Here is a 6771-nt window from a genome sequence, read left to right on the forward strand (position 1 = left end):
ACGTTCGTGGGGCGGGGGACACGCGCGCCGCGAGTGACCCGAGGGAAGAGAGGGAAGAAGAGGAAGCTCTGCTTCCACCTCGTCCGTCGGCGTAGCGTCGGCCGCACGCGTCCCCCTCATCCCGCGGTCACCGCCGTGCGCGCGACGCGGACGGCCCACCAGCACACCCACCAGGACCGGCGAACCACGTGAGCTCCTCTTCCTCCACCGGACACCCGTCGCACCCCCAGGTGCGACGGGGGAGCCGCGGCGCTTACCGACTGGTGCGTACCCCTCCGGCGCGAAGCGACCCCCCTCGTCTGGACGCCGCACAGCGTGCCGTGGTTGACCACGCCGCCGGGCCGCTGCTCGTCCTCGCGGGTCCGGGCACCGGCAAGACCACCACGCTCGTCGAGTCCGTGGCGGACCGGATCGCCAAGGGCGGCGACCCCGAGCGCATGCTGGTGCTGACCTTCAGCCGCAAGGCCGCCGTCGAACTGCGCGACCGCATGGCCCTGCGCATGGGCGCCGCCCGCGCCCCACGGGCGACCACCTTTCACTCCTTCGGTTACGCCCTGGTCCGCGCCCACCAGGACAGCGACCTGTTCGTGGAGCCCCTGCGCCTGCTGTCCGGACCGGAGCAGGACGTCACGGTGCGCGAGCTGCTCGCCGGGCAGGTCGACCTGGAGCGGCTCGGACTGGCTCACGTGCGCTGGCCTGACGAACTGCGCGCCTGCCTGACCACCCGCGGCTTCGCAGACGAGGTCCGCGCGGTGCTCGCCCGCAGCCGCGAACTCGGTCTCGGCCCGGAGGCGCTGGGAGACTTCGCGCGGCGCATCGGCCGCCCCGACTGGCGGGCCGCCGCCGTCTTCCTCGCCGAGTACCTCGACGTGCTCGACCTCCACGGCGTGCTCGACTACGCGGAACTCGTCCACCGCGCGGTGCTCCTCGCCCGCCGCCCCGAGGTCGCCGCACACCTCGCGGGTCAGTACGACGCGGTCTACGTCGACGAGTACCAGGACACCGACCCGGCCCAGGTACGGCTGCTGCACGCCCTGGCCGGCGGCGGGCGCACCCTCGTCGCCTTCGGCGACCCCGACCAGTCGATCTACGCCTTCCGGGGCGCGGACGTGAACGGGATCCTGGACTTCCCGGGCACCTTCCCGCGCGCGGACGGCCGTCCGGCGCCGGTCGAGGTCCTGCGGACCTCGCGGCGCTCCGGGGCGGCCCTGCTGGCCGGTACCCGCCTGCTGACCCAGCGGATGCCGCTGACCCGCCTGCCCGCCGCCAAGGTCCGGGCCCACCGCGAACTGGCCCCGGTGCGGGACGGGGGGCGGGTCGAGGTGTACACGTACCCGACCTCCGGCACCGAACTGGACAACGTCGCCGACATCCTGCGCCGGGCCCACCTGGAGGACGGCGTCCCCTGGGGCGACATGGCCGTCCTGGTGCGCGCCGGCTCACGCACCATCCCCACGATGCGGCGGGCCCTCACCGCGGCCGGCGTTCCGCTGGATATCGACGGCGACGACCTTCCCCTGCGCCACGAGCCCGCGGTGGCACCCCTGCTGACGGCCCTGCGGGCGGTGGCGGAGGCGGAGGCGGGCATGGGTGCGGGGGAGCCCCGGCACGCGGCCGGTGCCGGTGCCCTGGCGGACGGCGCCCGTGACGCGCGTACGGGCGGGCCCGGGACCGGGACCGGCATCGCGGTGGACACGGAGACCGCGGTGGACACGGAGACCGCGGTGGACACGGAGGCCGCGGCGGCCCCGGCAGCAGAGCCGGACCCGGCGAGGGAGACAGGACCGGACACCGAAGCTGCGGCCCCCTGCTGGCTCCCCACCGAGACCGCCCTCACCCTTCTCACCTCCCCCCTCGCCGCCATGGACGCGGCCGACCTGCGCCGCCTGGGCCGCGCCCTGCGCGACGAGGAGCGGGCCGCCGGCAACGCGCTGCCCGCGCCCTCGGACGAACTGCTCGCGCGTGCGCTGGCCGAGCCCGAGCGGCTGGCGGTCCACGACCCCGCCTACGCGCGCGGGGCGCAGCGTCTCGGCGCGTTGCTCCGCCAGGCCCGCGCGCGCCTGGCGGACGGCGGCAGCGCCGAGGAGGCTCTGTGGGACCTCTGGGACGGCACCCCGTGGCCGACCCGTCTGGAACGCTCCGCCCGGCGTGGCGGCGCCGCCGGACGCAACGCCGACCGTGATCTCGACGCCGTGTGCGCGCTGTTCGCGACGGCCGCCCGCGCGGAGGAGCGCACCGGTGGCCGGGGCGCCCTGAACTTCCTGGAGGAGATCGACGCCGAGGACATCGCCGCCGACACCCTCACGCGGCGTGCCGTACGCCCCGACGCCGTCCGCCTGATGACCGCGCACCGCTCGAAGGGGCTGGAGTGGCGGCTGGTCGTCGTCGTAAGCGTCCAGGAGGGACTCTGGCCGGACCTGCGGCGCCGCGGCTCCCTGCTGGAGGCCGACCGGATCGGCCGCGACGGTCTCGCCGAACCGCTGTCACCCGGCGCGTTGCTCGCGGAGGAACGGCGCCTGTTCTACGTGGCCGCCACGCGCGCGCGCGAACGCCTCGTCGTGACCGCGGTGAAGGCACCGGCCGACGACGGCGACCAGCCCTCCCGGTTCCTGACCGAACTCGGCGTCGAACCCACCGACGTCACGGGCCGCCCGCGCCGCCCCCTCGCCGTCGCGGCGCTCGTCGCCGAGCTGAGGGCCACCACCGTCGACCCCCGCGTCTCCGAACCCCTCAGGGAGGCCGCCGCCCGCCGCCTGGCCCGGCTGGCCGCCCTCGCCGACGGGGACGGCCGCCCGCTGGTGCCGTCCGCCCACCCGTACCGCTGGTGGGGCATGTGGGACCCGACCGAGAGCAAGGTGCCGCTGCGCGACCGCGACCATCCCGTCACGCTCTCCGGCAGCGCCCTGGACCAGTTGGCGAACACGTGCGCCCTGCAGTGGTTCCTGGGCCGCGAGGTCAAGGCGGACGCGCCCGCCACCGCCGCCCAGGGCTTCGGCAACGTCGTGCACGTCCTGGCCGACGAGGTGGCCTCCGGGCGCACCCCGGCCGACCTCGCCGTCCTGATGGAACGCCTCGACTCCGTGTGGAACGCGCTCGCCTTCGACGCGCCGTGGAAATCCGCGCAGGAGAAGGCCAACGCGCGCGTGGCGCTCGAACGCTTCCTGAAGTGGCACGTCATGGACCGCGCCGGTCGCACGCCGGTGGCCAGCGAGCACGACTTCGACGTGACCCTGAAGGCGGGCGAGTACGAGGTGCGCATCCGCGGCCAGATGGACCGCGTCGAGAGGGACGGCGACGGCCGCGCCTACGTCGTCGACTTCAAGACCGGCAAGCAGGCGCCCACCGCGGCCGAGGTGGCCCACCACCCGCAGCTCGCCGTCTACCAGCTCGCGGTCCGCGAGGGCGCCGTCGACGAGGCCTTCGACGGCGTACGTCCTGAACCGGGCGGAGCCGAACTCGTCCAGCTCCGTCAGGGCGCGGCCGGGCGGGACGGCGGCGAGACCCTGCCCAAGGTGCAGGCGCAGGAGTCGCCGGAGGGAGCGGCGGGCGAGTGGGTCGGCGACCTGCTGGCCACGGCCGCCGGCAAGGTCCTCGACGAACGCTTCACCCCGACCGCCGGCCAGCACTGCACGCACTGCGCCTTCCGCGCGTCGTGCAGCGCGCGGCCCGAGGGACGGCACGTCGTGGAGTAGACGGGGCAGGTGCGACCGGCGGCGTGCTGGGCCGCGTCGCGACCGGTGTGACGAGCCGCACCACAGGTGCTGACCAGCGCTTCCGCCGGCTCGTGGGCCCGTCCGGCACCGGCTGTCAGTGGCCGCCGCTAGCCTCTCTGACGTGCCTGCCCATCTCACCGATCCCGATCAGCTCAAGGAGCTCCTCGGGATCCCCTTCACCCCGGAGCAGACGGCCTGCATCGTCGCGCCGCCCGCCCCGCAGGTGATCGTGGCCGGAGCCGGGTCGGGAAAGACCACGGTCATGGCGGCGCGCGTGGTGTGGCTGGTCGGCACCGGCCAGGTCGCCCCGGAGCAGGTCCTCGGCCTCACCTTCACCAACAAGGCGGCCGGTGAACTCGCCGAGCGGGTCCGCAAGGCCCTGATCCGCGCGGGCGTCACCGACCCGGACGTGATCGACCCGGACCACCCGCCGGGCGAACCCGTGATCTCGACGTACCACGCCTTCGCGGGCCGCCTCCTGACCGACCACGGCCTGCGGCTCGGACTGGAGCCGACCTCACGGCTGCTGGCCGACGCCACCCGCTACCAGCTCGCCGCGCGGGTGCTGCGTGAGGCCCCCGGCCCCTACCCGGCCCTCACCCGTTCCTTTCCCGACCTGGTCGGCGACCTCCTCGACCTCGACTCCGAACTCGCCGAGCACCTCGTAAGCCCCGAGGAACTGCTCACCTGGGACGCCGGACTCCTGGACTCCCTCGAAGGGGTCCGGCTCAGCAACGCCGAGCTGCGCAAGGTCCCCGAGGCCGCGGCCGCCCGGCGCGAACTGGCCGGCCTGGTGATCCGCTACCGCGCCGCCAAACGCGAACGGGACCTGTTGGACTTCGGCGACCAGATCGCCCTCTCCGCGCGGCTCGCCGGGCTCCCGGAGGTGGGCCGCGTCCTGCGCGACGAGTTCCGGGTCGTGCTGCTCGACGAGTACCAGGACACCTCGGTGGCCCAGCGCGTCCTCCTGGCGGGCCTGTTCGGCGGCGGCACGGGCCACCCGGTGACCGCCGTCGGCGACCCCTGCCAGGCGATCTACGGCTGGCGCGGTGCCTCCGTGGCCAACCTCGACGACTTCCCCGCCCACTTCGAGGACGCGGACGGCCGCCCCGCCACCCGGCAGGCGCTCAGCGAGAACCGCCGCAGCGGCGGCAGGCTGCTCGACCTGGCCAACGGCCTCGCCGAGCCCCTGCGCGCCATGCACGCGGGCGTGGAGGCCCTGCGCCCCGCACCCGGCGCCGAACGAGACGGCACCGTCCGCTGCGCCCTGCTGCGCACCCACGCCGAGGAGATCGACTGGATCGCCGACTCCGTCGCCCACCTCGTGCGCACCGGGCAGGCCCCCGGGGAGATCGCCGTCCTGTGCCGTACCGCGACCGATTTCGCCGAGATCCAGGGCGCGCTGGTGGCCCGGGACGTCCCCGTCGAGGTCGTGGGCCTCTCCGGGCTGCTGCACCTGCCCGAGGTGGCCGACCTGGTCGCCGTCTGCGAGGTGCTCCAGGACCCGGGCGCCAACGCCTCCCTGGTACGGCTGCTCACCGGCCCCCGCTGGCGCGTCGGCCCGCGCGACCTCGCCCTCCTCGGCCGCCGCGCACGGCGTCTGGTGAGCCACGCGCGCGTGGACGGAGACGACGACCCCGACCGGAGGCTCGCCGAGGCCGTCGAGGGAGTAGACCCCTCCGAGGTGATATCGCTCGCCGACGCGCTCGACACCTTCCTGGAGACGCCGCTGGACGGCACCGGGGACGACGACGGGCTGCCCTTCTCACCGGACGCGCGCGTGCGGTTCGCCCGGCTGGCCACCGAGCTGCGGGAGCTGCGCCGGGCCCTGTCCGACCCCCTCATGGACGTGCTGCACCGCGTCCTCGCCGTCACCGGCCTGGAGGTCGAGCTGTCGGCGTCCCCGCACGCCTTGGCCGCCCGCCGCCGCGAGACCCTGTCGAACTTCCTGGACGTCGCCGCCTCCTTCGCCGCGGGCGACGGCGAGGCCACCCTGCTCGCCTTCCTCGGTTTCCTGCGCACCGCCGCCCAGTACGAGAAGGGCCTGGACAACGCCCTGCCCGGCGGCGAGAACACCGTCAAGGTGCTCACCGCACACCGGTCCAAGGGCCTGGAGTGGGACGTGGTCGCCGTACCCGGACTGGTCACGGGCACCTTCCCCAGCGGCCGGGGCCGCGAGAAGTGGACCGCACAGGGCAAGGTGCTCCCGCACGGGCTGCGCGGCGACTCCGACACCCTGCCCGACGTCGAGTCCTGGGACTCCCGCGGCCTGAAGGCCTTCCACGAGGCCATGAAGGAGCATCAGCACACCGAGGAACTCCGCCTCGGCTACGTCACCTTCACCCGTCCCCGCTCCCTGCTGCTCGGCTCCGGCCACTGGTGGGGACCCAGCCAGAAGAAGCCCCGCGGGCCGTCCGACTTCCTCACGGCCCTGTACGAGCACTGCGCGGCCGGGCACGGCGAGATCGAGGCCTGGGCGGACGAACCCGCCGAGGACGAGGAGAACCCGGCTCTGCACCGGGCCGCCGCCGACCAGGTCTGGCCGCTGCCGCTGGACGACGAGGCCCTCGCCCGGCGCCGGGCCGCCGCCGAGACCGTCCTCGCCCACCTGGACCGCCTCGCCACGCAGGAGGACACCGCCCCGCACGACCCGGACAGCTACGAGGACCCCGACTGGCCGCCGCCCCCCGAGGACGAAGAGCCACCCCTGGAGGAAGCGGACCCCGCCGGGCCCGGGAACCCGGCGGACGACTGGGAATCCTGGACCACGGACCGCCCCACCGTCCCGCACCAGGCGACCGCTCCGGAACAGCCCGTCGGGGCCGACCTGCCCCGACCCGCATCCGGCGAGCACGGCCCGGCGCAGGACGCCCCCGCCCGCCTCACCCCCGAGGAGTCCCGCACCGTCGCCTCCTGGGACCGCGACCTCGACGCCCTCACCGGCGAACTGCTGCGCGCCCGCGAGAGCGTCACCGAGGTGCCCCTCCCCGCGTCGCTGACCGCCTCCCAGCTGCTGGACCTCGCGGCCGACCCGGACGGCTTCGCACAGGAGCTGGCC

2 protein-coding genes are annotated in these 6771 nt (G+C 75.1%); both read left to right on the forward strand.

Annotation, left to right across the window (positions count from 1 at the left end):
• Nucleotides 1–188: 188 nt before the first annotated feature.
• Entirely contained in the window at nucleotides 189–3692 is a 3504-nt protein-coding gene (locus DMH12_RS15920) for an ATP-dependent DNA helicase (RefSeq protein ID WP_125492232.1), read from the forward strand.
• A 142-nt stretch (nucleotides 3693–3834) separates the two neighbouring features.
• On the forward strand, nucleotides 3835–6771 hold a 2937-nt coding region (locus tag DMH12_RS15925; RefSeq protein WP_148107529.1), incomplete at its 3' end, for an ATP-dependent helicase.

It is taken from the genome of Streptomyces sp. WAC 04229, assembly GCF_003947455.1.
In the GTDB taxonomy this organism is placed as follows: Bacteria; Actinomycetota; Actinomycetes; order Streptomycetales; family Streptomycetaceae; genus Streptomyces.